19 protein-coding genes and 1 tRNA gene are annotated in these 25,896 nt (G+C 63.1%); all 20 read left to right on the top strand.

What is annotated here, in order from left to right; translation table 11 throughout:
- Positions 1 to 147 precede the first annotated feature (147 nt).
- Positions 148 to 534 carry an STAS/SEC14 domain-containing protein gene (locus AB0N75_RS14535; protein ID WP_364651212.1) on the top strand — a complete coding sequence of 129 codons (387 nt, stop codon included), beginning with the start codon at positions 148 to 150 and terminating at the stop codon, positions 532 to 534.
- On the top strand, positions 524 to 2,113 hold the full coding sequence (locus AB0N75_RS14530; protein ID WP_364651209.1) for an EAL domain-containing protein: 1,590 nt from the start codon (positions 524 to 526) through the stop codon (positions 2,111 to 2,113). Before AB0N75_RS14535 ends, AB0N75_RS14530 begins: the two co-directional genes overlap by 11 nt.
- A gap of 209 nt (positions 2,114 to 2,322) precedes the next feature.
- A tRNA-Gln gene (locus AB0N75_RS14525) sits at positions 2,323 to 2,394 on the top strand.
- Positions 2,395 to 2,450: 56 nt separating this feature from the next.
- Positions 2,451 to 3,989: a bifunctional UDP-N-acetylglucosamine diphosphorylase/glucosamine-1-phosphate N-acetyltransferase GlmU gene (gene glmU / locus AB0N75_RS14520; protein WP_364651292.1), complete on the top strand. Its 1,539-nt coding sequence runs from the start codon at positions 2,451 to 2,453 to the stop codon at positions 3,987 to 3,989.
- On the top strand, positions 3,986 to 4,966 hold the full coding sequence (locus AB0N75_RS14515; RefSeq protein ID WP_364651206.1) for a ribose-phosphate diphosphokinase: 981 nt from the start codon (positions 3,986 to 3,988) through the stop codon (positions 4,964 to 4,966). Before glmU ends, AB0N75_RS14515 begins: the two co-directional genes overlap by 4 nt.
- Before the next feature lie 344 nt (positions 4,967 to 5,310).
- Positions 5,311 to 5,910, top strand: coding sequence for a 50S ribosomal protein L25/general stress protein Ctc (locus AB0N75_RS14510; protein WP_364651203.1), 600 nt, complete (start codon positions 5,311 to 5,313; stop codon positions 5,908 to 5,910).
- Positions 5,911 to 6,019: 109 nt separating this feature from the next.
- Entirely contained in the window at positions 6,020 to 6,613 is a 594-nt protein-coding gene (gene pth / locus AB0N75_RS14505) for an aminoacyl-tRNA hydrolase (protein ID WP_364651201.1), read from the top strand.
- A gap of 428 nt (positions 6,614 to 7,041) precedes the next feature.
- Positions 7,042 to 9,606: a LuxR C-terminal-related transcriptional regulator gene (locus AB0N75_RS14500; RefSeq protein WP_364651198.1), complete on the top strand. Its 2,565-nt coding sequence runs from the start codon at positions 7,042 to 7,044 to the stop codon at positions 9,604 to 9,606.
- 12 nt (positions 9,607 to 9,618) lie between these two features.
- On the top strand, positions 9,619 to 12,285 hold the full coding sequence (locus tag AB0N75_RS14495; RefSeq protein ID WP_364651195.1) for a LuxR C-terminal-related transcriptional regulator: 2,667 nt from the start codon (positions 9,619 to 9,621) through the stop codon (positions 12,283 to 12,285).
- A 607-nt stretch (positions 12,286 to 12,892) separates the two neighbouring features.
- Positions 12,893 to 14,281: a sugar transferase gene (locus tag AB0N75_RS14490; protein WP_364651192.1), complete on the top strand. Its 1,389-nt coding sequence runs from the start codon at positions 12,893 to 12,895 to the stop codon at positions 14,279 to 14,281.
- On the top strand, positions 14,281 to 15,360 hold the full coding sequence (locus tag AB0N75_RS14485) for a Gfo/Idh/MocA family oxidoreductase (RefSeq protein ID WP_364651189.1): 1,080 nt from the start codon (positions 14,281 to 14,283) through the stop codon (positions 15,358 to 15,360). The genes AB0N75_RS14490 and AB0N75_RS14485 overlap by 1 nt, the downstream gene beginning before the upstream one ends.
- Positions 15,357 to 16,367: an NAD-dependent epimerase/dehydratase family protein gene (locus tag AB0N75_RS14480; protein ID WP_364651187.1), complete on the top strand. Its 1,011-nt coding sequence runs from the start codon at positions 15,357 to 15,359 to the stop codon at positions 16,365 to 16,367. Before AB0N75_RS14485 ends, AB0N75_RS14480 begins: the two co-directional genes overlap by 4 nt.
- 33 nt (positions 16,368 to 16,400) lie before the next feature.
- Positions 16,401 to 17,531 (top strand): DegT/DnrJ/EryC1/StrS family aminotransferase, encoded by a 1,131-nt coding sequence (locus AB0N75_RS14475; protein WP_364651184.1) that lies wholly within the window; start codon positions 16,401 to 16,403, stop codon positions 17,529 to 17,531.
- A gap of 80 nt (positions 17,532 to 17,611) precedes the next feature.
- Positions 17,612 to 18,562 carry a hypothetical protein gene (locus AB0N75_RS14470; protein ID WP_364651181.1) on the top strand — a complete coding sequence of 317 codons (951 nt, stop codon included), beginning with the start codon at positions 17,612 to 17,614 and terminating at the stop codon, positions 18,560 to 18,562.
- Positions 18,563 to 18,599: 37 nt separating this feature from the next.
- Complete coding sequence (locus AB0N75_RS14465) at positions 18,600 to 19,529, top strand: formyltransferase family protein (protein WP_364651178.1); 930 nt, start codon at positions 18,600 to 18,602, stop codon at positions 19,527 to 19,529.
- Positions 19,526 to 20,731 carry a glycosyltransferase gene (locus AB0N75_RS14460; protein WP_364651175.1) on the top strand — a complete coding sequence of 402 codons (1,206 nt, stop codon included), beginning with the start codon at positions 19,526 to 19,528 and terminating at the stop codon, positions 20,729 to 20,731. The genes AB0N75_RS14465 and AB0N75_RS14460 overlap by 4 nt, the downstream gene beginning before the upstream one ends.
- A complete protein-coding gene (locus tag AB0N75_RS14455; RefSeq protein ID WP_364651172.1) occupies positions 20,728 to 21,876 on the top strand; it encodes a DegT/DnrJ/EryC1/StrS family aminotransferase in 1,149 nt (382 codons plus the stop codon). Before AB0N75_RS14460 ends, AB0N75_RS14455 begins: the two co-directional genes overlap by 4 nt.
- Entirely contained in the window at positions 21,873 to 23,075 is a 1,203-nt protein-coding gene (locus tag AB0N75_RS14450) for a glycosyltransferase (RefSeq protein ID WP_364651169.1), read from the top strand. The genes AB0N75_RS14455 and AB0N75_RS14450 overlap by 4 nt, the downstream gene beginning before the upstream one ends.
- A gap of 278 nt (positions 23,076 to 23,353) precedes the next feature.
- On the top strand, positions 23,354 to 24,253 hold the full coding sequence (locus tag AB0N75_RS14445; RefSeq protein ID WP_364651166.1) for a glycosyltransferase family 4 protein: 900 nt from the start codon (positions 23,354 to 23,356) through the stop codon (positions 24,251 to 24,253).
- Positions 24,250 to 25,830 carry an oligosaccharide flippase family protein gene (locus AB0N75_RS14440; protein ID WP_364651163.1) on the top strand — a complete coding sequence of 527 codons (1,581 nt, stop codon included), beginning with the start codon at positions 24,250 to 24,252 and terminating at the stop codon, positions 25,828 to 25,830. The genes AB0N75_RS14445 and AB0N75_RS14440 overlap by 4 nt, the downstream gene beginning before the upstream one ends.
- The last annotated feature ends 66 nt before the right edge of the window (positions 25,831 to 25,896 follow it).

Raw genomic sequence — 25,896 nt, 5'->3', positions numbered from 1 at the left:
AGCCGTTGCGGCGTTGAAGCAGTAAGTTCTGAATTTGTTGGATGGGAGCTCAGGCTCCCTTCGAATCGTTGGGGAGCGGATGCACGTGTTAGGTCATGGCTGGCCCGAAAGGGTTATGGGAGCAGTATCTAACGACAACCCGGCTGTATGGGCCGCGTAGTCGACGCGGCCCGCGCCGCTGCTGCTGACATCAGCCGTTCCGGAGACGGCATCATCAGCGTCGACCTTCCGCGGGGCGCTGCTTTCACCGACGAAGTTGCCGTCAGTACCTCCTCACGGCTTCAGGTGCTTTCGGGCGGCCAGCCCTGCCGGGTACTCATGCGGTTGAAGGGTGTGGCTTCCATCTCGCGGATGGCACGGTCCATGCTTGGCCGGCAGACGAATGCGTCCGCGATCGCCTTGGTCGGCGAGTCACCCGTAGACCGGGTGATAGCTAATTTCGTGCTGGGAGCCGAACCCTCAGAATGCCCCGTCCGCTATTTTGACTCCGAACCGCAGGCCCTTGAGTGGCTGGAACGGGATAATGCCGCATAATCCCGACCCGCGGCTCCAGCAACTGGTCGACGGCATGGTTAGCCTGGCCGGCGGCGACCTGACCACAAGGATCGAGCCTTCGGCAGCGCGGGACGAGATCGACGCCGTGATCACCGGAGTTAACCTCCTGGCGGAGGAACTGGAGCTTAGCTACTCGGAGCTGGAGCAGCGCGTTGAAACCCGCACTGCGGAGCTGCGGCAGGCTCATCGGGATATGAGCCGCATGGCACTGACCGATGCCCTGACGGGTCTGGCCAACCGTACGGCCTTGGCCAACGAAATGGCCGCAGCCCTTGAGGATGCACGGTCCGGCCAGAGGACTCCGGCGCTGCTGCTGCTGGATCTGGATTCCTTCAAACAAGTCAACGACAGCTTCGGCCACGACGCCGGAGACCGCGTGCTGACCGTGGTGGGGAACAGGCTCCGGTCCATCGTGCGCGATATAGACACAGTGGCGCGGCTGGGTGGAGACGAATTCGCCATCCTCTTGCCCCGAGCCACAACGGATCTCGCGCTTCAGGTCGCCCACAGGATCCTGGGGGTCCTGAACGACGATATTCGGCTCGATGAGCTGACCGTGTGGCCCCAAGCCAGTATTGGCGTACGGGTGGCCGATACAGGTCAGAGTGCACAAAGCTTGTTGCTCGACGCGGATACAGCAATGTATGAGGCGAAGAAAGATCCGCAGAATCGCATCAAGATTTTCCAGTCGCACATGCTGCAAGCGCGGCAGCTGCACAACCAAATTGCGTCCGAACTTCGCGGGGCCATAGCCACGGGGGGCTTTGAGCTGGAGTACCAGCCGGTGGTGGAGCTGAGCACCGGCTGCCCGCTTGGAGTGGAAGCACTGGTCAGGTGGAACCACCCGGTCCGGGGACGTGTCATGCCCAGCGACTTTATTCCGATGGCCGAGCAGACCGGCCTGATCATTGATCTGGGCCGGTGGACTCTTTCTGCCGCGGCGCATCAGTTTGCCGAGTGGTCGGCGGAATTGGATTTAGACCCCGGGTTCCAAATCCGGGTCAACCTCTCCGTCGCGGAACTGCAGCGGATCGACCTGGTGGATCATGTCCGCGGTGTCTTGAGGGACTCCGGGATAGCCGCCGAATCACTGGTCCTGGAAATCACCGAGACCGGCTTGGTCACCGGCGGTGAAGTTGAGACGTACTCGTTGCTCGCCCTGCGCAAGCTCGGCATCGGGATCGAAATCGATGATTTCGGCACCGGCTACTCTTCGATCAGCTATCTGCGCGAGCTGCCGGTCGACCTGGTCAAAGTCGACCGTTCCATCATTGCCACGCACTCGGCCGACGGGTCGCAGCAGGAATTCATCGCCGCGGTGCTCCAGCTCATCCGTGCGGCAGGCCTCGACGCGATTTTCGAAGGAATCGAGACGCAGGAGCAGGCCGAACAACTGCGCGATCTGGGCTGCACCGGCGGCCAAGGGTTCTATTTCAGTAAACCCGTGTCAGCGAAGCGGATCGCCCAGCTGCTGCGCAGCGGCGCACGGCTCCCCGCGGGGGCAGATGAAGCGGACGGTGCCCTCACCAGCGTGGCGTCGTCGGCACTCCCCGAATAAGCCACGGCTGAGTAGTTGCCTGACACCGAATGGCCGTTGGAAGGCCAGCGGTGCGAGGGCCCGTCTAGCGGGTGGCAACCGCTCACGGCCGGTCGATAGCGGCAGGCGGTCTCACCCAAACGACACCGGTCCGACGCCAAGTCGCATCGGGGTCGGAAATCGTGGCAAAATGGACACTTGTGCCGAGGAGGCAATCCTGCGCGGCACATTCCGCCCTGGTGTAATGGCAGCACCCCAGCCTTTGGAGCTGTGGAGTATAGGTTCGAATCCTATGGGCGGAACGATCACCGGCCGGTGAACGTGCGGTGTTGTGGCAGATAAGATGCCGTTAACCCCAATGTTCCGGCTACACCGGAATCAGCGCAGCGAGGAGTGCCACTTAGTGAGCCCCCAGGACGTCCACCAAAAAAACGTCACAACAGCTTTATCACCGGCAGCGGTCATTGTCCTGGCCGCGGGGGCGGGCACCCGAATGAAGTCCAAGAAGCCGAAGATCCTGCATGAGATCGGCGGTATTTCCATGGTGGGCCATGCCCTCGCCGCAGCCCGCGGCCTCGCACCCACGGTGCTGGCCGCCGTCGTTCGCCACGAGCGGGACCGAGTGGCGGAACACATTGCAGCACTGGACCCGGACGTCCTGATTGTTGATCAGGACGAAATTCCCGGAACAGGCCGGGCGGTGGAGGCGGCGCTGGAGGCCCTCCCGTCCGGACTGGACGGAACCGTGGTGGTTACGTATGGAGACGTTCCGCTCCTGACCAGCGACTTGCTTCGGAACCTGGTCGCCGAGCATGCCTCCGGCGGCAACGCCGTCACGGTGCTGACTGCGGTCCTCGACGATGCGGGCGGGTACGGCCGGATTGTCCGGGCCGCGGACGGCAGCGTCCAGGGGATTGTGGAACACAAGGACGCGACCGAGGACCAGCGGGCCATCCCCGAAGTCAATTCGGGTATTTATGCCTTCGATGCGGCGGTGCTTCGCGGTGCACTGTCCAAAATCACCACCGACAATGTCCAGGGCGAGAAGTACCTCACCGATGTGCTCTCGCTGGCGCGGGCCGACGGCGGGCGGGTGGCCGCCGTCGTCACCGCTGACCGGTGGCAGGTGGAGGGCGCCAACGACCGGGTTCAGCTGGCAGCCTTGGGCGCCGAGCACAACCGGCGGATCCTGGATGCTGCCATGCGCTCCGGCGTCAGCATTGTGGATCCGGCGACCACATGGGTCGATTCGACAGTGACGTTCGGGACCGACGTGACACTGCTGCCGGGAACCCAACTGCACGGGTCCACGCATGTTGCCTCGGACGCGGTGGTGGGGCCGGACACGACGCTGAAGAACGTGACCGTGGGCGAGGGCGCCTCCGTGGTCAGGACGCACGGTTCCGACTCCGAGATCGGGCCCGGCGCCAAGGTTGGCCCCTTCACCTACCTGCGCCCCGGCACCGTTCTGGGCGAGCAGGGCAAGATCGGCGCATTCTACGAAACCAAGAATGTGACCATTGGCAAGGGCGCCAAGCTGTCCCATCTTGGCTACGCCGGAGATGCAGAAATCGGCGAGAACGCGAATATCGGCTGCGGCAACATCACTGCCAATTACGACGGCGAAAAGAAGCACCGCACCGTTATCGGCTCCAACGTGCGCACCGGATCCAACACGGTTTTCGTCGCCCCCGTGCAGGTCGGTGACGGTGCCTATTCTGGTGCCGGCGCCGTCATCCGCAAGGATGTCCCGGCCGGTGCGCTTGCGGTCAACGTTGCGCCGCAGCGAAACCTGGAAGGGTGGGTACAGAAGAACCGCCCCGGCAGCTCCTCCGCGGAGGCCGCCTCACAAACCTCCTCCACGCAATCTCCAACTGTAGAAAGTGATCCTTCATGAGCGGAATCAAGGCACAGGGCGAAAAGAGGCTGGTACTGGCTTCTGGACGTGCACATCCTGAACTGGCGCAGCAGATCGCCAAAGAGCTGGACATCGAACTGCTGCCCACCTCCGCCTACGACTTTGCAAACGGCGAGATCTACGTGCGGTTCGAGGAAAGCGTGCGCGGTACCGACGCCTTCGTCCTGCAGGCGCACCCGGCCCCGATCAACGAGTGGCTGATGGAGCACCTGATCATGGTGGACACCCTGAAGCGGGCCTCGGCGAAGCGGATCACCGTTGTGGCTCCGTTTTACCCGTATGCCCGGCAGGATAAGAAGCATCGCGGCCGCGAGCCGATTTCCGCACGCCTGGTGGCGGACATGTACAAGACAGCCGGCGCCGACCGGCTGATCTCCGTGGACCTGCACACCGCACAGATCCAGGGATTCTTCAACGGACCCGTCGACCATCTGATGGCCATCCCGCTGCTGGCCGACTATGTCCGCACCCGGGTGGATCTGGATAACGTGACGGTGGTTTCCCCCGATACCGGCCGCGTGCGCGTCGCCGAGCAGTGGGCCGAACGCCTTGGCGGGGCGCCGCTGGCCTTCGTGCACAAGTCCCGCGACGTCACAGTGCCCAACCAGGCGGTGTCCAAGCAGGTCGTTGGCCTGGTTGAGAACCGTACCTGCGTCCTAATCGACGACATGATCGACACCGGCGGAACCATTTCCGGTGCCGTCCAGGTTCTGAAGAACGCCGGCGCCAAGGATGTGATCATCGCGGCCACTCACGCAGTGTTCTCCGATCCTGCTGCCCGCAGGCTGTCCGAAAGCGGCGCTAGGGAAGTGGTGGTCACCAATACGTTGCCGATCCCGCCCGAGAAAAACTTCAAGGAGCTGACGGTCCTGTCCATCGCCCCGTTGATCGCCCGCGCAGTCCGGGAGGTCTTCGAGGACGGCTCGGTCACCAGCCTGTTCGACGGCAAGGCCTAATAACTGACGCAGTGGCCGGCTGAGTTCCACTCGGTCGGCAAGCTCCCTGCGAGGGGCCGACGATGGGAAGCCTGGAGATTCGGGCCAATGCCGCCGTCGGCCCCTTTGCCATGGCACGGCTCTGCCCAGGGCCTTAGGGACTGGGCGAACCCCGGGCCGCCGGCTTGATTTTTTGATGAGAGAGCCCGACTGGTAAAGTGGCACCATTGCCTAGGCGAGGGAGAGCCGGAACCGACTCTCCGTTATCGACGGTGGCTAGTAGCTTCGCTTCTCTGCACTGGTTTCGGTGCGGCGGGTCGGTCTCTAGACACCCGCCCTGAACCACCCAGCACAAGGAGAACGCCATGTCCGAGCAGAAGCTCGCAGCAGAAGTACGCAACGAGTTCGGTAAGGGTGCAGCACGACGCGCCCGCCGCAACGCACAGATCCCCGCCGTCATCTACGGCCACGGCGCCGAGCCGCTGCACGTCCTGCTGCCGCAGAAGGCCACCACGCTGGCACTGCGGACCTCCAACGCCTTGCTCACCCTGGATGTTGACGGGGAAGAGCACCTGGCCTTGGCCAAGGACATCCAGCGCGATCCGATCGCCCAGATCATCGAGCACGTTGACCTGCTGACCGTCCGCAAGGGCGAGAAGGTGCACGTGGACGTCAACATCCATGTTGCCGGCGAAGTTGCCGCCGGTGCTGTCTTCGATCTGGAAGAGTTCACCGTCCTGGTCGAAGCCGATGCGACCGCCCTGCCGGAGGCCCTGACCATCAACGTTGAAGGCCGCGAGGTCGGTGAGCACGTGCACGCCACCGAGATCGAACTGCCTGCCGGCGTGAGCCTGCTGATTCCGGAAGACACCGTGATCGCTACGGTCTCCGCGCCGGCTGTGGCCGAGCCTGAAGCCGAGACGGCCGAAGCCGCAGCACCGTCCGCCGAAACTCCGGCTGAGTAACAACGCTTCGTCGAAGCCCCCGGTGACTGCTTTCCGCATTCGCCGGGGGCTTTGGTCTATCCCTAGGAAAATCGTTAATCTCCTCCACCGACCAAGGAGCACCTTCCCCGTGAGCAGCGACACCTGGCTGATAATCGGTCTGGGAAACCCCGGCCCAGGATACAGCGGCAACCGGCACAACGTCGGCCAGATGGCCCTCGATGTGCTGGCTGCTCGGACCGGCGGTTCATTCAAGTCGCACAAGACCCACTCCCAGATTCTGGAAGGGCGTCTGGGTATTGGAGGGCCCCGGGTGGTGCTGGCCAAGCCGCTGACGTTTATGAACCTGTCAGGAGGACCGACGGCGGCGCTGTGCAACTTCTTCTCGATCGCACCGGACCATGTGGTGGCCCTACATGACGAGATCGACATCCCCTTCAACACGATCAAACTAAAGATCGGCGGGGGAGAAGGCGGTCACAACGGCCTTCGCGACATGTCCAAAGCACTCGGCACGAAGGACTACTACCGGGTGCGCATTGGTGTGGGGCGCCCGCCCGGGCGGATGGAAACAGCAGACCATGTGCTGCGCGATTTCTCGACGGCGGAAAAGAAAGAGTTGCCGTTCCTTGTGGACGACGCGGCAGATGCTGCCGAACTTCTCCTTCGCGAGGGCCTGCTGGCTGCGCAGCAAAACTTCCACGGCACCGCCAAGCAGGACTGAGCCCACCGGCGTCACAGACTCGTCGATTGGATCGTTTCAGCTCGATTGCCTAGAATCGAAGTAGCCATAAAGGCTCCTTGATCGGGGGTCGACGATGGGCGGCTTATGAGACTGGGCCACCCCCATCCCATCGTCGGCCCCTTTCCAATGCCCGACGCAGACTGCCCGGGCTTCCCGAATAATTTTCAAAGTAGTTGTTCAACGCTTAACCCAGCGGGGCTCCGCGCCCCACTCGTCCCACGTGGATCCGGATCGCCCGCCGGTCATGGGCATTGGCCTGTCTGGAACCGCACTCTGCTAGTACACTGACGCTTGCCAACGGTACGCGCGTGAAGCCGGACCTGTTGCAGCAAGATTGGGGAATCTGCTGGTCTGAACCTTGGGGGGTTTAGTTTGCCAGCGAACGTGTGGTGTTTGGGGCGGCAGAGATGATAAAACCGAGCCTTAAATGGCGGTGGATGGGCAGCGGCGCATTGTACGCGCGGCTTGAGGAGTGCGTTGTGGACCAGCAGCGCGGCGCCGTTGTCGTGGGCGAACACGGTTCTGGCAAATCGGCGCTGGTGAACGAGATGCTGCGAAGGCATGAGGACGCGATCCATATTGTCCGCCTGCGAGGCTCAGCCACGGGGCAGGCTACGCCATACGAAGCCTTCAACGTTCTACTCAGCCGGCTACCCGACGAAGTATTGAGCCAGCCAATGCGAATTTTCGTTGCCCTCGCTGCGCTGATCGAGTCAGATTCCGCGGGCCGCCCGGTGGTCATTGTGGTCGACAAAGCAGAGACGCTAGATGAGTATTCCGCAGAGACACTTGTACGGTTGACGGCATCCGGATCCGCAACGCCTGTGGTCATGGTTCGTGAATTAGCAAACCGGCCCGAACTCACGCGGCTTTGGAAAGACACCGGGCTCTTGCGAATCGATATTCCTCCGCTGACGTTGGAGGAATCCGTTGCGGCGCTCGAGTCAGCACTGGGCGCGCCGGTGTCGTGGGCCGCGGCAACGCTGTTATGGGACGTCGCCGGCGGCAATCCATTATTTCTCAAGGAACTGGCCCGGGAACAGGTTGCGAAAGGTTCGTTGTTCGAACAGGACGGCTTTTGGATTTGCCGTGACGAACCTCTGCATCTCAGTGGGGGCGTAGTTGAGGCCGTGACCACGCGGCTGGGAAAGCTGAGCCAGGAACAGCGCATGCTTCTGGACGCCGCAGCTCTTGCGGAGGGTCTCCCGCTGACCCAGGCCATCCAATGGTGCGGTCAGACCCAAATCGACGAACTGGAAGCCAAGGGCATGCTTGAAACGGTGCCCGGGCGTCATCCCGTTGTGCGCCCCGCCGGACGTTTGCTGGCCGAAGCCATTCGCGCCTCAGTGCCAGGTGCCAGGGCGCGTGCCCTGCTGCAGCGGGTCGAAGAGACCGCCTACACCGGCCCCGGTGCAGCATTTGCGGCTGCAAAGGGGCGTTTGAACTTTGGCATGGCCCTCGACGCAGACAGCGCCACCGTCGCCGCAGAGCAGGGACTTGAGGCCGGCAACCACCTCGACGCGCTGCGTCTTATCCGCGCGACGGGGGACAACCGAGAATGGCGGCGATGCGTCGTCGAATTCCGAGCCCTGGTGGGCCTTGGCCGTTACAAAGAGGCCGAGCAGCTGCTGGCGGACATACCTGCGCCGGGCAGTGATATTCCGCTGCTCGTAGAGTTGGCGATGGCGCGGGCGCAACTGGCCCGTGCCGAAGGCGATCGAGAGGCTGAGTCTCGTCTGCTGGCGGATGCACGCCGTGCGGTGTGCGCTCGGAAACAGGAAGGCGCTCGCACCAGCCTGCTCCACCAGCTGGATATCGCCCGCGCGGAGATGGAGTGCCACTACGGCTATCACGCAGCTGCGTTGGAGGAGATCGAAAGACTCTACGGCGCTGTGTCGCCGGACGAGGACCGAATGCGGGTCGGGTTTATGCTGGCTGAAGCCTGGTCTTTTACGGGCAGACCAAGTGATGGCCAAGAGCTTGCTTCCCGCCTCAAAGCCGGGGAACGCAGCCACCAGACGGCCGATGCAACCCTCTTTTCGATCGGACTCTTGTCTGGCGGCTGGACGCGACAACTGCACTTGCTGGCCGGCGATACGCATGTTGGGCAGACGCGGCGTTATGCCGAAGCTGTGTTGGCCCAACTGGCGGAGGGTTTGGATCATGTGCACAGCGGGCACGCTGTTGCAGCCCTTCAAGCGTTGCTACCGGTGCTTTGCCAACTGAGGGAAAAAAATGTCCATCATACCCGGCCACTTGCGGCCGCAGCCGCCGCCTACGCCTATTGCCAACTGGGAGATCTTGAGCGCGCTCGGCAACTGCAGGCGGAACCCGCTGATGGCGGTCCTTGGTCTGTTGCTACGGCCACGGCGTACTTGAAGGCCTTGTGTGCCGCGCACCTGGAATCGCCGGCGAAAGCCACAGCCGGCTTGGCTGGTCAAGCGCGGGACGTTGCGGCAAGAGGGGCAACGACGGCGGAGCTACTTGCCCTCAGTGCGGCCGCCCGCCTTGGGTCCGTCGAAGCCGCCGAGCAACTGGCTCTCACGGCAACAGCCGTCCAAGGCCCGTTCGCCCGGTTCTGTGAATATTTCGGCAAAGGGCTGTCGGGAGACGATCCCGACAGCCTCCTCAGGGCGGTGGAGTCGGCAGCGGGAAACGATCTTCTGGCTTTTGAAGCTGCCCGTTCGGCGGTCTCAATGGCAACGGTTCAAGGCGACGCAACCTGTGCGTTGCGGGCTCGCGATGTCATGGTCGACTGCCGCTCACGGCTTGGCCAGGTACAGTCAGCCCCGCAGGGGCGCAGGCTGACGGCACGGGAACATGATGTCGCTCGGCTGGCGGCCGCGGGCTTGGCCGACCGGGATATCGCTCGAAGTCTGAGTTTGTCGATCCGGACGGTGGAAAGTCACCTGCACCAGACCTATGCCAAACTCAACGTTTGTAAACGGTCACAGCTTTCGGGCGTCCTCTAACAGGGCGGCCGGATGCGGAGACAAGTCGTCGGCACCGACAGTCGGCCCACTGGCCGTACACATGAAGTGGACTTCGCGGTGGATTGTTTGGTCAAGGGAAACGCTCACGGCATCCTGGTCATCGGCAATAGCGGCCTGGGCAAGACGGCGTTCGCAAGGGCGGTGACGGCGGCGCTGCCAAAGACTATGACGGTCCTGCACGTGCAGACTTCGGCATTACTCTCTGGCATTCCGTATGGGGCACTGGCCGCGCATATGGCCTGGGACGATGGAACCGGCCCGGTGACGCCGATGGCGGTCCTGCGGACTTTCCGGTCCCTAACGGATGGAAACGAACCGGGGACGGCGCCGCCCGTCGTCGTCGTGGACGATGCTCACTTTCTGGATTCTGGAAGCGGGCTGCTTCTGGCCCAACTGGCTGCGGCAGGTTCCGTCCTCTTGCTTGCCTTGGCCACAAGAACGGCCCGGCTGCCCCATGAACTGCAAGAGCTTTCCGCAGACGGCCTCTTGCATCGGATCGAGCTGGCCCCATTGCCGCGAAGCGCGTCTCTGGAGCTGTGTGGGCAGGTCCTGGGGTCCGACTTCCTACCTGCCATCGGCATCCTTCTGGCCTCGATGTCGGGCGGAAACCCGCTGCTGGCCGCAGCCCTCGGTGAGCACGCAATTCGCTCAGGATTGATAGTGCAACAGGGCGGTTATTGGGTCTTTTCCGGGAAGCATTGGGAACCCGACCAGGAACTGGTCGATCTAGTGCTCTCGATGGTTGCGCAGTGCACGCCGACCGAACACGCGGCGCTCGAGGCCGTGGCGCTGACTGAGCCCGTGCCGCTGTCCCTGTTACTTTCGGCGGCAGACCCGGAAGCGGTTGATTCTTTGGAAACCGCCGGGTTGCTGATCCGCAAAGCCGACGCAGAGGCCAGCATGCGGATGGGACAGCCGGTCCTCGCTGAGGTTCTCCGCCGCCAGATTCCAATGAGTCGGCGAATTTCCCTGCGCCGGCTCTTTGGACCGGCCCTGCCGCAGCCCGAAACAGGGGAGGAGCTGACCCGCAGCGTTATGTGGGCGCTGGACTGCGGTGCAGAGGTTTCCGACGACCGCCTGCTGCGTGCAGCTGTAGCTGCCAACTGCCAGTTCAAACCGCTGGAAGCGGTACGGGCCTCCGAAATGGTCATCGAAGGTCCACTGGCGCGGGCCGCGCGACTGGAACAGATCAAGGCACTGCTCCTGCTACGGGAAGCCGACAAGGCAGCGGAACAGTGGGCGTTGGCAAGGATGCCGGGCAGGCCAGCGTCGGATCCTCGCGCGGCAGACGCAACCGCGTGGATCGCGGCGCAACTTTCACTCAGGGCCGGACCGGATAGGATGCGGAACCGGCCTGGGGCCATTCAATGGCACGAACAGGTCCGGCCGGACCCAGAACCGGGTGGTGCTGCCGCCCGCGCTGCAGATGCCCCCAGCGGCAGGATGCCGAGGAGACCCCGCGCGCGGGCAGGGGACGATCCAGCGACCGGCCTCATTCACTCTGGCGTGGTCAGAGGTACAGCGGCCGTAACGCAAGAGGCACTGTTGACCGCTTGCATCTTGGCTAGCGAGGCGCTGGACAATGGGCGGTTAGTCGAAACCGACATGATTCTGCAACGGCTTGAAGTCGATGCCGTTGGAATGGACGTGGTGGTCATGTCGCACGTGATGCAACTGCGGGTCCAGCTTGCGCTGTTCGGCGGCGGTGGCCCTGCCGGGCTGGTGACAGTTTTGGAAAAAACGCCCGTAGCACTGGTGTATTTCGGCGGCGCCCTGCAACTGATCGAGGCGGCCACGGTGCTGGCGCGCGGGCATTTGCAAGAGGCTTCGACGCTTTTGGCGCACAGCGTTGCGGCGCTCCGGGAGCACGATACGGCCCAGCTGCTGCCCTTGGCGTCCAGTTTGGCGGCTTATGCCGTGAGCATGCGCGGCGAACAGACCTCGGCGGCAGACTACATCGCGTCATGGGCACGGCTGCCGGCCGCAGGCCCGCCCCAGCTGCAGTTGGCGGCCCTCTGCCATGTCGACGCGGCCCGAGCTGTGCTCAATGACAGTCCCGACACGGTAAGCAGGCTTCACACCGCGGCCAAGCAGGCGGCAGGGGCGGGCTCGGCGTCACTTGACGTCCTGGCGCTTGAGCTGTGCTTCCATGCGGGGGACGTCTCAACAGCGGCACAGTTGGCCGCGGCGGCCGCCCGGCTGGATTCGACCAAGGCCCACTTACTGCACCGGGCCGCTTCTGCCTTGGCGGCACAGGAAGTGGACGCCGTGGCGTCAACTGCTGCGGAAGCAGGGGAGTATGGCTACGATTTGCTGGCCGCCGAGTGCCTGGAACATGCCTGCCGGCTGGCGCAGCAGAGCATGTCCAAAGCCGGGCTGTCGAGGCTACGTAAGGATGCTGCGCTGGCTCTGCGAAAGCTTACGGGCATCAAGACGCCGTTGTTGCGTTCCCCCGAAGAATCCGGGGGCCCACTGACCCGGCGAGAGGCTGCCATCGCTGACATGGTGGTTCACGGCGCCACGAACCGGGAAATCGCCGAAAGTCTGGGCGTCTCGCCTAGGACGATCGAAGGGCACCTTTACAGGATGTTTTTCAAGCTGGGCATCAGCCGCAGGGAAGAGCTCCAAGTGCGCCCGCTCAAACACCAGAACCGCTGACCCTCCGGGACACCCCCACAGCGGGCAAACCTGCTTATACGTCATACCAAGTGGCCGGCAGCGGAATCCCAGTATTCATCCGGCAACGATAAGGTGCGCCTCGTCAAAGTCCAGTACAGGGCACTCGTGAGGCCTGAGCGGGCGCTCCATAGGCTTTGAACACAAGCAATCATCTCTTAGTCGTGAAGTTGGGGTCTCGATCATGATGAGTCGCTCATGGGGGCCGCTATTTGCGCGCGATTTCCCACCACGGCCGTTGTATTTTCCCACCGGACGCATGCCGTGGGCCACTCTTCGGCTGGCCGACAATCCGCGTGGTACTTCCGCTCCGTCCGTTCGAACACTGTCTGTGTTTTCGCTGCCGGAGCCACAAAACCGGAGCCGGCGGTGTTAGGGCCTCGCGAGAGCGGGGCCCTGCCCCCAGCAGCCGTCGGCTCCTTTACGCATGTCTGCCCGGGCTGCGGTTCACGGGACGCACTCTGGGGAGGCTGCCTTGTATAACCCCCTGGCTGTTAAAGGTGGCGTCCGCGTTCTGGGATATACACCCCTCCGGCGTTCGGCCGGACCCGTGGTCTCAGGGACCATGTGGCGGCAGCGCTATCAGTTGATGCTGCTGCTCACTGACACGGCGGTTATAGTTGGCGCTGCGGCTGGAACAGGCACCTGGCTCTACACAGTGGCACCCCACCGGGATGCCGCAGCTGCCGGGATCCACACGGGTATCGCCTTCCTTGTCGTCGTGGTGTGGACTCTGATGGGCGCTCTCATGCATACGAGGGATCCGCGGCTCATCGGTGTAGGCGCGGGCGAATACAAACGAGTCACTAACGCCAGCGCCGCGACTTTTGGCGCCTTAGCGTTGGGGTATGTGCTGATTGGCGGCAGCCCCGCGCGGGAATTTGTCCTCTTGACTTGGCCCGTGGGTCTGGCAGCGCTGTTGGCCAGCCGCTGGCTATGGCGTAACTGGCTGGTCTACCAGCGCCGCTTTGGGCACTTCCTATCCAACGTCGTCGTTGTTGGACAGCGCAGCGACGTGAGTTATGTTGTGTCGCAGCTGATGAAGAAGTCCGGTGCGGCTTACGACGTGGTGGGTGTAGTCCTAGAAGGCAAGACCAAGATCCCCTCGCTGCAGGTGGGGTCTCAGGCTGTCCCAGTCGTCGGAAACCTGGACACTGTCCGGGACGCGGTCAAACACACCGGCGCCGACGCTGTGATCGTCGCGGGGCAATTGCGCCGGGGCAGCGGTTACCTCAGGGAACTCGGCTGGGACCTGGAGCGCACCTCCACAGAGTTGGTTGTGGCGTCGTCGCTGACCAACGTTGCAGGTCCGCGGATTAAGCTGCGTCCTGTCGAGGGGCTTCCCCTCATGCATGTGGAAATGCCCAGTTTCACCGGCGGGCGGCACGTCATCAAGCGCTGCATGGACGTGGTGGTGTCGGCCGTGGCCCTGCTGATACTGGCACCGCTGCTGGCTGCCTTGGCGGTTCTCATCAAGCGCGACAGCGCTGGGCCGGTCATCTTCTCGCAAGAACGGACGGGAAAGAACGGCAGCACCTTCCGGATGTACAAGCTGCGGTCAATGGTGACGTCCGCGGAAGAGGAACTGGAACGCCTGCGCGACCTAAACCAGGCGAGTGGGCCGCTCTTCAAGCTGTATGACGACCCACGCGTGACCCGCGTAGGCAAATGGCTCCGGAAGTACTCGCTTGACGAACTGCCCCAGCTCTACAACGTGCTGCGGGGAGACATGTCCCTGGTCGGGCCGCGCCCGCCGCTGCCAACGGAAGTTTCCCAATATGTGGGGCACACGCATCGGCGCCTCTTTACCAAGCCCGGTTGCACCGGCCTGTGGCAAGTCAATGGCCGGTCCGATTTGGACTGGGACGAAAGTGTACGGCTCGATCTCTACTACGTGGAGAACTGGTCGGTGACAGGAGATCTGATCATCATGTGGCGCACGCTCAAAGTCATGCTCAATCCAAAGGGGTCCTACTGATGTCCACGTTGCACCCGCTGAAAGTCGCGGTCATTGGCGCCGGCTATTGGGGGCCAAACCTGGCCCGGAACTTTGCCAACAGCCCGGACTGGAGGTTAATGGCCATCTGCGACCAGGACGGCAGCCGTGCCCAGCAGCTCGCAGATCGGACCGCGGCCGTTGCAGTCACCGAATCGGTGGACGAGTTGCTGGCCAGCCACGACATCGACGCCGTAGCGATAGCCACGCCCGCCCAAACGCATCATGACATTGCCATGCGGGCCATAGCGGCGGGTAAGCACGTGCTCGTGGAAAAGCCGCTGGCGGATAACCGGGCAGATGGAGTGGCAATGGTGACCGCTGCCGAAAAAGCGGGGATGGTGCTCATGGCCGACCATACCTACTGCTATACCCCGGCTGTCATGAAAATCCGCGAGCTCGTGGAATCCGGTGAACTGGGCGAAATCCTCTATGTAGATTCCGTCCGGATCAATCTCGGCTTGGTGCAGCCCGACGTGGACGTCTTCTGGGATCTTGCTCCGCATGACCTGTCCATCCTCGATTTTGTCCTGCCAGGAGGACTGAATTCGGTGGCAGTGTCAGCGCAAGGCGCCGACCCGCTGGGGTCCGGCAAATCCTGCGTCGGCTACCTAAGCCTCCCGCTGGCCAACGGGGCGTTGGCCCACATCCATGTGAACTGGCTCAGTCCCACCAAAATTCGCCAGATGGTCATCGGGGGCAGCAGACGGACCCTTATCTGGGACGATTTGAATCCACAGCAGCGGATCAGCGTCTTCGACCGCGGGGTCACCCTTCAGCGCCAGTCCGACGTCCTGGACGATGCGGCCCAGCGCCGGGCCTCCCAGATTTCCTACCGACTGGGCGACACCTGGTCGCCGGCCCTGCCGGAATACGAGGCGCTGGCCAAAATGGTCGGTGAATTCGCCATCAGCATCCGCGAGGGACGCAGTTCCCGCACCGACGGCCGGGCGGCGCTTCGGGTGCTCTCCGTTCTGGAAGCAGCTAACCGAAGCTTAACCCGTGGCGGACGCCGCAGCCCCGTCTCCGGTTCCGGACTATTGCTGGAGGAGGCAATATGAGCGCGGGCGGAGCCACGGTGCAGGGCGGACGCTTCCTGGTCACCGGCGGTGCCGGTACGATCGGTTCCGAGATCGTTGACCAGCTTTTGGCCGCCGGGGCGGAGCAAGTCGATGTCCTCGATAATCTGGTCCGAGGCCGCAGGGCCAACCTTGATGAGGCGCTTGTCAGTGGGCGTACCAATCTCGTAGTTGGTGACCTGGCTGACCGCGGGCTGGTCAGGGAGCTCATGGAGGGCAAGGACGCCGTGTTCCACCAGGCTGCCATACGGATCACCCAATGCGCGGAGGAACCCAGGCTGGCCCTCGATGTACTGGTCAACGGAACTTTCAATGTTCTGGAGGCAGCCGTGGCGGCCAGGGTGCCGAAAGTAGTGGCCGCGTCAAGTGCCTCGGTCTACGGTATGGCCGAGGAGTTTCCAACGACGGAGCGGCACCACCATCACAACAACGACACGTTCTATGGGGCGGCGAAATCCTTCAACGAGGGCATGTTGCGCAGCTTCCGCGCCATGTACGGACTGAACTATGTGGCGCTGCGCTACTTCAATGTCTACGGCCCGCGGATGGACGTCCACGGTGCCTATACGGAAGTTCTGGTCCGCTGGATGGAACGCATTGCGGACGGCCAACGGCCGCTGATCTTCGGCGACGGCAGCCAGACCATGGACTTCGTGTTCACGGAGGACATTGCCCGCGCGAACCTGCTAGCCGTCGCCAGCAGCATCGTCGAAGGTGTCTACAACGTGGCCAGTGGTACGGAGACCAGCTTGAGGCAACTGGCGGACGCACTGCTCGATGCGATGGATTCATCGCTAACCATCGAGCACGGTCCGGAACGTGCCGTCAATGGCGTGGTTCGCCGGCTGGCGGATACGTCGGCGGCCGCACGCGACCTCGCCTTTAACGCCCAGGTGCCGCTGGACGAGGGACTACGCCGGCTAGTGGCCTGGTGGGAACCGCTGCGCGATGAAGTCGCGGCCGGCAGGAAACTGGCGCCGACGACGTAGCTGCGGCACCGACAACGATTGGGGGGCAATCAGATGAACCGCATCAACGTAATGAAACCGTGGCTAGGCGCCGAGGAAGCCGAGGCACTCACAGCAGTAGTGGAATCCGGGTGGGTGGCGCAGGGTCCGAAAGTCGCCGAGTTCGAGGCGGCCTTCGCATACAGACAGGAGACCAAACACGCAGTCGCCACGTCCAATTGCACCACAGCGCTGCACTTGGCGCTGCTGGTGGCCGGCATCAGTGCCGACGACGACGTGGTGGTACCGTCGCTGTCATTCATCGCCACCGCCAACGCGCCGACTTATGTGGGCGCGCGGCCTGTGTTCGCCGACGTCGACCTGCAGACTGGAAACGTCACGGCTGAAACGATCGAGGCGGTGCTGACCGAGCAAACCAGGGCCGTGATCGTCGTAGACCAGGGCGGGATGCCAGTAGACCTGACTTCAATCCGGTCGCTGTGCGACCCTCGCGGCATCACCGTGATCGAAGATGCGGCATGCGCTGCCGGTTCTACGTACCGAGACCGGCCGGTTGGCACTGGAGCGGAAGTCACGGCATGGTCCTTCCACCCCCGCAAATTGCTCACTACGGGGGAGGGCGGAATGCTCACGACGGCGCGCCAAGACTGGGCTGACAGGGCGCGTCGGCTGCGCGAACACGCCATGAGCGTCTCTGCCGCCGAGCGGCACGGGAGCTTGCTGGCGCCCCAGGAACGCTACGAGGAGATCGGCTACAACTTCCGGATGACGGACCTGCAGGCGGCGGTGGGACTGGTCCAGCTGTCCAAACTGCCCGAGATGGTACACCGCCGCCGAGAACTTGTTGAGGTCTACCAGCGCGAACTTGCGGAGGTTCTCGGGCTGCGGACGGTCACCGATCCGGACTGGGGGACATCCAATTTCCAATCCTTCTGGGTCGAAGTGCTGGACGGGTATCCGCTGGATCGTGAGGAATTGCTGCAGAAACTGGCGGCAGAGGGGATTTCTGCCCGACGCGGGATTATGGCGGCCCACCGCCAGCCCGCTTATATCGGCCGGGACACGGGGGACGCTCCATTGGACAATTCGAGTCGCCTCACAGATAACACGCTGATCCTTCCGCTGTACCACGAACTCTCCGAGGCGGATCAGCGGCGTATTATCGATCGGCTGGTGCGGACCTGATGCCCGGCATCCTAGCGTCTCCGGACGCCGACCGGCCCGGTCTGAAACTTGCCCGGCTGGCCAGACTAGTTCGCGAGGCAGTGGAGAACAACGGGCTGGACCTTTCCGGCGCACATGTTCTGACCGAGGCGGCAACCGGACCGTACATGGTCACTCCGGTCATCGCTGCGCTGGCCGGCGCTGAGGTAACGGCTGTTACGACCGCATCGCGATACGGCACGGTGCGTGAAGTCGCAGATGCCACCGCCGCGCTGGCAGATTCCGTCGGTGTCGCCGACAGAATTACAGTCACGGACCACAAGACTGCGGCACTGTTTGAAGCCGCCGACATCATCACAAATAGCGGCCATCTGCGCCCGATCACCGGGGCGTATGCCGAGGCCATTCGTCCTGACTGTGTCGTGTCGCTGATGTTCGAGGCGTGGGAATTGGATTGGAACCGGCTCGACATCGACTTGCAGAGGCTGCATCAACGAGGTATTCGGATCGCGGGAACGAATGAGCGGCATCCGCTTGTCAATGTCTTTTCCTACCTGGGGCCCATGGCCGTGGCCCAGTTGTCGGACGCGGGGGTGCCCGCTTACGGCAGTAGGATCGCGCTGATCTGCGACAACCCCTTCCACTCTTACCTTGTCGAAGGGCTGGCACGAGCGGGCGCCCAAGTACAGTCAGGAAAGACTCCAGCGGACCTGGTGAATTTTGATAAGCCGGAGGCCATCGTCGTCTCGATGACCCCTACAGGCTCACCGGTCATCGGCGGAGATCTGTTGCGCCAGCTCGCACTTCAGTGGCCCACCGTCGTTCTCAGCCAGTTCTGGGGCGACATCAGCCGCGAGGAATGTCGGGAGGCGGGTTTGGCATACTGGCCGATCGACGCTCCGGCCGGCGGCCATATGGGCGTGCTGCCCTCACGCTTGGGCCCCGACCCAATAGTGCGTCTCCAGGCCGGTGGGCTTAAGGTCGCCCAAGTCCTGCGGCTGGATCCGCCGGATCGTACCGAAGCTGATTGGTCGTGGCTCGATGACATTTAGGCCCAAAGTCCTCTTGGTGGGGCAAGGAATTACAGCGTTGACTGCCCTCGAGTCGCTGCTGGAGACATTCGATGTTTGCGGGCTGGTGCGCAGTCCGGCTCCGGAAGACGACGTCTCGGCGCTGGCAAATGACGTCGGCACCGAGCTCTCGCACGATACCTCCATCAGTGGGGTCAACAGTTTTATCGCACGGCATAGGCCGGAAGCCGTCGTCGTTTCTTCCTTTCACAGGATTCTCCCGGAAAAGATGCTCGGAGCCCTGCCGTTCGTAAACGTCCATTACGCGCCTCTTCCCCGTTACCGAGGACGGGCCACTGTGAACTGGGCGATCATCAACGGAGAGCTGAGCACGGCGATTTCCATCCATGATCTGGCACCCCGGTTAGATGCGGGCGGGATCCTGTTTCAACAACACGTGGCCATTTCAGATACGGACACAGCGGCGACGCTTTATGCACGGCTCAACACCATCCAGCGCGCCGAACTGGGGAAGGCAGTGCATCGACGACTGGAGGGCGACATGGGTGTCCCGCAGGATGACAGCAAAGCGACTTATGTCTGCGCCCGGCTACCGCAGGACGGGGAAATTGATTGGTCGCAGCCGGCCGAGTCGATCCATCGGCTGGTCCGCGCGTTGGTGTACCCGTTCCCAGGGGCGTTCACCTGGCTCGGCAATCGTCAACTGACCGTCAAGCACTGTGAAGTCGTGACCGATTTCGTTTACGAGGGGCGCGTACCCGGCCGTGTGGTCCATGTTGATCGGCAGAACGGGGCAGTTGACGTTCTGGCAGGAGACCGGATCGTGCGGTTGCTCAACATCGAGTCCGAGGGGCGGGATGCGGCACCGGCCGAGATCATCCACAGCACTCGAGCAACTCTTGGCACACCTGCCGCAGCTGCGGTAGCACCTCCCGGAATTTCGGAAGGGGCGGCGTTTACCGAAGTTCAGGAAGGAATCGTGAGATGAGAGTTCTCGTTTGTCCGCATCAGATGGAAATGGGCGGCAGTCAACTCAACGCCGTCGAGATGGCCGCCGCTGTACGGAACCAAGGCCACGAGTCCATCGTCTATGCCCCCGACGGTGTCTTAGTGGAAAGGGTTCGGACTCTGGGGGTGGAGATCGTCTCCGCCCCCGAGCCCGGATATGGCATTAATCGGGCATGGATGCGGAGGCTCCGCGAAGTCATTCAAGAACGGCGTATCGACCTAGTCCACGCCTACGAATGGGGTCCGTGCATCGAGGCATCCTTTAGCGCGGGTATGCGTCGGCGCGTGCCGGTGCTGATGTCCATCATGGCAATGGAAGTGCCACCGTTCCTGCCCCACCATCTGCCGATCGCCGTCGGAACTCCTGCCTTGGCGGAGGAACAGCGGCGAGCGGCGCGGAGAACGTACTTGCTCGAACCGCCCGTGGATATGGACGTCAACCGCAGCATCGATGTTCCAGCCGCCCGCCGCAGGTGGGAGATCCCCGCGGGCGAACTGGTGGTCTCCGTCGTTTCCATGCTCACCACTGAGCTGGAAAAGCTGCAGGGCATCCTCGCGGCCATCGCCATGGTTGACCGGCTTGCGGGGGAGTACCCGATCCGGCTGCTCATTGCCGGCGACGGGGAGGGCTTTGAGCAAGTTTCGTTGCGCGGCAAGCGGGTGAACGAGCGTCACCAGCGAACGGTCATCCAGGCCGTTGGATTTCAGGCGGATCCTTCCAGCATCTATGAGGCCGCCGACATTGTCCTGGGTATGGGGAGCTCCGCGATCAAGGGACTGGCGTTCGGCAAGCCGCTGATTGTTCAAGGTGCAGCGGGCTATTGGGAGGCGATGGACAACGGGAACTCCAGCAAGTTTGTGCACCGCGGATGGTTCGGTTCCGATGGTGCGGGAGCCGCCGACTTGGAAAATGCGCTGCGGGGGCTCCTTGACGATCCATACCGACGGGCCCAGCTGGGCGGTTTCGGGCGGTCCCTGGTGGAAGACCGGTACAGCCTCGACGGTGCGGCCCGGGTCCTTTCCGATATCTATGACGAGGTGTTGCTCGAGCGTGTCCCGCTGGCCAGGGCCCTTACATCGTTGACCCGCAGCGCAGCCGCAACAGCCAGGTTCCGGACCACAATGCGGCTCGGCGGCGTCTTGAAGCAAGAGCAGTGGAACCGAATGGGCGTGGCGCTATGAAGATGGAGGTGCCCTTCGTCGACTTGGGCGCCCAACAGGCGGAGATCGACGACGAAGTGCAGGCCGGTCTAAAGGATGTTTTTGCCAACACGGCATTCATCGGCGGCCCGGCTGTCCGAGAATTCGAGGATTCCTACGCGGCGGCGCTAGCGGTGCGGCATTGCATTGGAGTCGGCAACGGAACGGACGCTTTGGAACTGGCGATGCGCGCAGCAGGCGTCTGCCCTGGCGGCGAAGTAATCCTGCCCGCGAATACGTTCATCGCAACAGCTGAAGCGGTCTGGCGGATCGGTGCGGTGCCGGTCCCCGTTGATGTGGACCCGGTCCACCTGCTCATTGACCCGGATCGGGTCGCCGAAGCGGTCACAGACCGGACCCAAGCGATTGTTCCGGTGCATCTGTTTGGGCAGACAGCATTCGTTGAAAGGCTCACGCCGATAGCCGAAGCGTGCGGAGCGGTCATTATTGAAGACGCCGCACAGTCCCAGGGGGCAAAGCGGTTCGGGCGGCCAACCGGATCGTTGGGAATTGCGGCCGCTACCAGCTTTTATCCCGGGAAAAACCTCGGCGCAGCGGGGGACGCCGGGGCCGTCATGACCGACGACGACGACCTGGCCGCTCGCGTCCGACTGCTCGGTGCTCACGGCAGCGCGGTGAAGTACCGCCACGACGCCGTCGGCATGAACTCCCGGCTGGACACCGTCCAAGCAGTGGTCTTGAAGGCAAAACTTGCGCGGCTGGAAGGATGGAACCAGCGTCGCCGCGACGCGGCGGCCCGCTACGGGGAATTGCTGCGCGGGATACCGGGCCTTGAACTTCCGCAGCAAGCAGAGGGAAACCTTGACGTCTGGCATCTGTATGTGGTCCGGGTTTCGGACCGGGACCGGGACCGGGTCCTGGCCGCCCTGAGCGCCGCCGGTATAAGCGCCGGGATCCACTATCCGGTGCCAGTGCACCTGGCCGGTGCCTTCCGGAGCCTAGGCTACGGGCCCGGCTCGTTCCCGATCGCGGAGCAGGCGGCGGCAGAGATCCTATCGCTGCCTCTATATCCGCACATGACCGCGGTGCAGCAGGAGTATGTCGCGGAGATTCTGTCAGCCGCGTGCCTGAAACCTTCACCAGGCGCGGCGTGGGGGGAACGATGAGGATACTCGTCTGCCCGCATCAGATGGTCATGGGAGGCAGCCAGATTAATGCGATTGAACTGGCAGCGGCTGTGAAAAAGCTCGGCCACGAAGTGCTCGTCTATGCTCCGGACGGAGTGCTGGTGCAATCCGTCAAAGAACTTGGGCTGGAATTGGTGCAGTCGCCCGATGGGGGCTCCTCTATTTCCCGGGAATGGATGACAGGCCTGAGCCGTCTGGTGAGGGAACGGCACATTGACCTGGTCCATGCCTACGAATGGGCGCCCTGCATCGAGGCAGCCTTCGGCCCGCACCTTCTTCAGAGGACTCCATTGGTGATGACGGTGTTGTCCATGGACGTCCCGGAGTTCCTGCCGACGCATACGCCCATCATCGTAGGCACTGCCGCTCTCGCCGCCCAACAGGCTTCGCGGCGGAGCGTCTACTTAATGGAGCCGCCTATCGATACAACAGTCAACGCCACCGGCGACGTTCGGGCGGCCCGCGCTCGATGGGGCGCTGCGCCGGGAGACATCGTTGTTAGCCTCGTATGCCGTCTGAGCACGGATCTAGAGAAGCTGCAAGGGGTGCTCACTGCCATAGATGTGGTGGACGAGCTCAGCCGCACGCTGCCCCTGAAGCTGATCATCGCCGGTGATGGCGAAGGAGCTGCGCAAGTCAGTGAGCGAGCGCAGCGAGTCAACTCCCGGCACGGACGGCAGGCCGTATGTGCCGTCGGTAACCTTGTGGACCCCACCAGCGTTTACGATGCATCGGACATTGCCCTTGGCATGGGCAGCTCCGCTCTCAAAGCGATGGCCTTCGCGAAACCCCTCATCGTTCAGGGAATAGGCGGGTATTGGCGGCCCCTAAACCCTGGGACCGTCGACGAGTTCCTACTCAACGGATGGTTTGGTTCCGGAGGATCCGGGGCTTCGGCCCTCAAGGACGCGCTCGCTGACCTGGCGGATGACGCCGAGACCAGAGCGGAGCTTGGTCGTTTCGGACGGCAGCTGGTCCTGGAGCGTTTTAGCGTGGAATCAGCTGCCACAGTGCTGGAAAAAATCTACCAGGACACCCTTGTTCAGCCGGCTCCACTAGCCAGTACCGTACGGTCCTTAGCCCGAAGCGCGGTTGAAGTGGGCAAGTTCCGGGCATTCGTGCGGGTGCGGGACCTGACCGGCAGACTGCGCAAGAGTGAGACGGGATCCTCGCGATGACGGGGCTCCAGATGCCGGCGGCGGGCAGGTCGGTGCAGCCAAAGCGCAGACTCACGCTGATGTATCCGGAGGGCATGGACGCCGAGGCATGGGCCGCCGCATATCGGCAGGGCGAGGTTCCGGGGCGGTTCCCTTACGGCCTCGACAGACTAGGAGAGTGCGGACTGGAGCTCAGCTGCGGCACTATTAGGCCTGCGGCCCGAAACGTCCTTCCCTGGCTCGGCATGCTGCGTCCCTCGCGCTGGCTGCGTCGGGCAGTTCGGTCCCACGAGGGCCTCATGATGGCCTGGGACGAGCAGACTAGCGCGGCGATGTATGCCCGGTACGCGAACTCTCGGTACGGGCTCATGGGTGGTGTGATTTGGGCGACGGACAGGCTGCAGGCTGGCGAACAGCGGGCGCGGCTGAGGGTTTTGCGGCACATCTTGAGTCGACTGGACATGGTGTGGGCGCTGTCGCGTGCACAACTTCCCGTCCTGCGGGAATGGCTGGACCTGCCGGAGAGTCGGATCCAGTTTGTCCCGTTCGGTATTGACACTGACTTCTACCCCCAGCATCCTCTGCCCAACAGACCGACGGTGCTCAGTCTCGGCAACGATCGGGACAGGGACCCAACAACTCTGCTGACCGCACTCCGACAGGTGAAAGAAGCGCTTCCCGACACTCGGATCGTTGTGCAGGCCCCAGGGAATCTGCGCCTGCCGGAAGGGTTCGACTCGCTGGACCGTTTAACCGGGCCGCAAGTCCGAGCCCTGTATGCGGAGGCCTCACTTGTGGCCATTGCGACGAGACCGAATCTTCATGTCTCCGGAATGACGACGGCGCTTGAGGCCATGTCTACGGGCCGGCCGGTAGTCCTTAGCGCCACGGGCGGCGTTGAGGATTACCTTCTGGACGGCGAGACCGGGAGGCTGGTGCGTCCCGGCGCTCCGGGCGACATGGCTACGGCTGTTATCGAACTGCTGACGAACCAGTCTGAAATGCAAAGAATGTCTTCGGCGGCTGCAGCCTATGTTCGAAAGGAACACACCCAGCGGACTATGGCAGCCGCCTTTGCCGAGATCGCTTTTCAGACGCTAAGCGGGCGCCATGAGGATGCGTCTTCAGACACTAGAAACCGCCATTGGGCGCGGCATCTCGGGTCTCCAGTCCGTCAGCGTGTTGGAGGGGCAGGATGACGGCGCGGGTCTGGGAAAAATATAGGAAGGTTCGGGGTCAACAAACCGGCGGAGAGCGCGGCTTGGCCGGACGCATCAGGCACGGTGTGGCATGGAGCACCCTCAACGCTATCGTCATGCGTATAGGCAGCTTTCTGGTCGGAATCGTCCTGGCGAGATTGCTCGCACCGGAACAGTTCGGAATCTTTGCCGTGGCCCTGACCGTCCAAACGGTGCTGATGGCCATGGCAGACCTGGGGCTGAGCGCCGACCTAATCCGGAGCCCGAACCTCCGTGAGCGGGCGCCCACCGTTGCGACGCTCGGACTGGTCACTGGCGCCGGCCTGACGCTGCTCATGAGCGTCTCCGGGCAGGGAATCGCCGACCTCATGGGCAGCCCCGCGGCCGGACCGGTTATTTCGGTGATGTCCCTCTCCCTGCTGTTGGCGGGGCTGGGTGTAGTGCCCTATTCCGCACTGCTCCGCAGGTTCGAGCAGAAGAAGCTGTTCGCCATCGGGGCCACGGACTTTGTGGTCGGCACCGTGCTCACCCTGGCCATGGTGTTATCCGGTTGGGGAGTGATGGGGTTGGTCATTGGCAGGATGATCTCCCAGGCGCTGACGCTGGTATTACAGTTCTTGCTTTCCGGGGAGAAGATTCGCTTCGGCTTCGACCGCGCCTTGGCCCCTTCCGTGCTTTCTTTTGGACTGCCTGTGGCTGGCGCCAACCTGCTGTCGCTAGCCCTGCTGAACGTGGACAACGTAACCATTTCCAGAATGGCCGGCCCAATGATCCTCGGCTTCTACTTTCTGGCTTTCAACGTCTCGAATTGGCCCATGAGCGCACTCGGACAGGTGGTCAGGTCCGTCTCCCTCCCAGCGTTTTCCAGGGTGTCCATCGGTCGGAGCGACCCGGGATTCGGCACCATGCTGGGGCCAGTCTGGGCCGTGGGGCTTCTGGGCGGTCTGATGCTCGCGGTGCTTTCCGCGCCGATGATCTTGGTCGTGTACGGCGCCGAATGGTTGCCCGCCGCATCCGTGCTTGCCTGGCTCGGATTATTCGGGGCGCTGCGCACGGTATTTGACCTCGCGGCGTCATACCTGCTTGCCCGCGGCGCTTCGGGAACAATTCTCATTATTCAGGTGGCGTGGATTGTTGTTTTGGTTCCCGCCATGGTCGCCGGTACAGCTCTTGGAGGCATTGAAGGAGCTGGGATTGCGCACTTGGCCGTGGCCATTGTCGTGGTTCTGCCAGCGTACGCACTCGCCCTCGCTAGATCCGGGGCCGACCTCCGACTGGCCGGGCGGCGTTTTTGGCCCCCCTTGTTGGCCGCGATCCCTGCCGGCCTGATCGCGGGTGCCGCGGTGGCCTGGCTGCCGGACCCGCTGATCGGAATACTGTGCGGGGGACTGGCGGGGTGCGCGGCCTATTTCCTGCTGAGCGGCCGTTGGCTTGTGAGGGGCGTACGGGCCGTGACTGAGTGGTCGCGTGACGGCAGCCTTGAGGAACACTCGGAAGGGCCGCCGCCTGCCAAACCGGCTTCAGGCCGCGGCGACCAGACGGCGAGTGTTCGAAATCGAACAGGGGACGAGGCATGAACGCACAAACCAATTCTCTGCGGACACCCGGGCGCCGACGGTATGTGCCGCGGCGATCGCAACATC

The organism is Arthrobacter sp. NPDC089319 (genome assembly GCF_040684925.1).
GTDB lineage: Bacteria > Actinomycetota > Actinomycetes > Actinomycetales > Micrococcaceae > Crystallibacter.
The sequence above is the reverse complement of the archived record's forward strand: the minus strand, read 5'-3'. Positions and strand labels throughout refer to the sequence as shown.

Coding starts and splice junctions, on each gene's coding strand:
- AB0N75_RS14535 (WP_364651212.1), top strand. CDS start 148: ATGGGCCGCGTAGTCGACGCGGCCCGCGCCGCTGCTGCTGACATCAGC.
- AB0N75_RS14450 (WP_364651169.1), top strand. CDS start 21,873: ATGAGGATACTCGTCTGCCCGCATCAGATGGTCATGGGAGGCAGCCAG.
- AB0N75_RS14445 (WP_364651166.1), top strand. CDS start 23,354: ATGATGGCCTGGGACGAGCAGACTAGCGCGGCGATGTATGCCCGGTAC.
- AB0N75_RS14515 (WP_364651206.1), top strand. CDS start 3,986: ATGAGCGGAATCAAGGCACAGGGCGAAAAGAGGCTGGTACTGGCTTCT.
- AB0N75_RS14440 (WP_364651163.1), top strand. CDS start 24,250: ATGACGGCGCGGGTCTGGGAAAAATATAGGAAGGTTCGGGGTCAACAA.
- AB0N75_RS14475 (WP_364651184.1), top strand. CDS start 16,401: ATGAACCGCATCAACGTAATGAAACCGTGGCTAGGCGCCGAGGAAGCC.
- AB0N75_RS14530 (WP_364651209.1), top strand. CDS start 524: ATGCCGCATAATCCCGACCCGCGGCTCCAGCAACTGGTCGACGGCATG.
- AB0N75_RS14455 (WP_364651172.1), top strand. CDS start 20,728: ATGAAGATGGAGGTGCCCTTCGTCGACTTGGGCGCCCAACAGGCGGAG.
- AB0N75_RS14500 (WP_364651198.1), top strand. CDS start 7,042: ATGATAAAACCGAGCCTTAAATGGCGGTGGATGGGCAGCGGCGCATTG.
- AB0N75_RS14495 (WP_364651195.1), top strand. CDS start 9,619: ATGCGGAGACAAGTCGTCGGCACCGACAGTCGGCCCACTGGCCGTACA.
- AB0N75_RS14510 (WP_364651203.1), top strand. CDS start 5,311: ATGTCCGAGCAGAAGCTCGCAGCAGAAGTACGCAACGAGTTCGGTAAG.
- AB0N75_RS14460 (WP_364651175.1), top strand. CDS start 19,526: ATGAGAGTTCTCGTTTGTCCGCATCAGATGGAAATGGGCGGCAGTCAA.
- AB0N75_RS14490 (WP_364651192.1), top strand. CDS start 12,893: ATGCTGCTGCTCACTGACACGGCGGTTATAGTTGGCGCTGCGGCTGGA.
- glmU (WP_364651292.1), top strand. CDS start 2,451: ATGTTCCGGCTACACCGGAATCAGCGCAGCGAGGAGTGCCACTTAGTG.
- AB0N75_RS14480 (WP_364651187.1), top strand. CDS start 15,357: ATGAGCGCGGGCGGAGCCACGGTGCAGGGCGGACGCTTCCTGGTCACC.
- AB0N75_RS14485 (WP_364651189.1), top strand. CDS start 14,281: ATGTCCACGTTGCACCCGCTGAAAGTCGCGGTCATTGGCGCCGGCTAT.